1 protein-coding gene is annotated in these 1,471 nt (G+C 65.3%); it reads right to left on the bottom strand.

Translation table 11 applies throughout. The features are described from left to right. Window positions 1-1,471 (bottom strand): amino acid adenylation domain-containing protein (locus ACW9IB_RS29425; RefSeq protein WP_457416826.1); only part of this gene is annotated, 1,471 nt, incomplete at both ends.

The raw sequence follows: 1,471 nt of genomic DNA, 5'->3' as shown, positions 1-1,471 counted from the left end.
CCATCCTGGGCCACCACCACGGTTTCACCGACGCTGGCCTGCTCGCGCAGACGCGCCTCGATTTCCCCCAGTTCGATACGGAAGCCGCGGATCTTCACCTGGTGATCCACGCGTCCCAGGTAATCCACCACCCCATCGGGACGCCCACGGGTCAGGTCGCCGCTGCGGTACACGCGGCTGCCCGGTTTGCCGAACGGGTCCGGCACAAAACGCTCGGCGGTCAGTGCCGGACGCTCCAGATAACCCCGCGCCACACCCTCGCCGCCCAGGTACAGCTCGCCGGCCACGCCTATCGGTTGCAGGTTGAGTTGGGAATCCAGCACATAGCCGCTGCGGTTGCCCAACAGCGTGCCGATGGGCGCATAAACCGCGCCGCACGGGTCGCCCTGGCGGGCTTTCCACAGCAGTGGTGTGACCACGGTTTCGGTCGGGCCGTAGCCGTTGAACAGGTAAGTGGGCTTGAGCGCGCGCCAGGCCAGGTCATAACTGGCCTGCGCTACCGCATCACCACCAAAGCAGTAGACCCGCACCGCCGGCGGGTTGCCGTCACGCTCGGCGTGTTCGGCCAACTGTTGCAGGTACACCGGCGGGAACACCGCCAGGGTCACGTTGTGACGATGCATCTGCGCGTAGGTGTACTCGGGCAGCCACAGGCTGTCATCGCGGATCAGCACGCTGGCGCCGTTGATCAGCGGGTGCATCCAGCCTTCGTGGGAACCGTCGAAAGCGAAGGACATGAAATGCAGTTCGCAATCGCTGGGACGGGTTTCGTAACGCTCGCCGGTGGCGATGATATGCGCCACCAAGGGCCCGTGGGACACCGCCACGCCCTTGGGCATGCCGGTGGAGCCCGAGGTGTAGATCACGTAGGCCAGGTTGTCGCCGTCCAGCTTCACGGCGGGTGCCGTGTCGGGGTAATCGGCCCAATCGTCAGTGCGATCGATGGCCAATGCTGCGAGCCCATCCGGGATCGGCAATTGCGCCAGGGCGCTGGTGTGAGTCAGCAGCAGTTGCGCGCGGCTGTCCTGCATCATGTACAGCAGGCGGTCGCGGGGGTATTCGATGTCCAGCGGCACGTACACGCCGCCGGATTTGAGCACCGCGAGAAACGCCACCATGCTTTCGGCACTGCGCGGCATGGCGATGGCCACGCGCACTTCCGGGCCGACGCCACGGGCGATCAGCGCGTGGGCCAGGCGATTGGCCTGGCGCTCGAGTTCACCGTAGGACAGGGTTTGCGTGTCGAACTTGACCGCCACCGCATCGGGATTTTCCCGGGCGCGGTCGCCGAACAGCTCGTGCACAAAACGCGTGGCCGGGAAGCCCGAGTCGGTGCCGTTCCACAGCTGGAGAATGTGCTGTTGCTCGTCAGCGTCGAGCAAATTCAATCGACCGATGCTCTGCTGCTGATCGGCAACCATGGCCTGCAACAGGTTCTGCCAGTGGCGCGCCATGCGTGTGATGGTGGTGG

The sequence above is a fragment of the Pseudomonas sp. SDO524_S393 genome (genome assembly GCF_054071875.1).
This window is presented reverse-complemented; position numbering and strand designations above follow the sequence as displayed.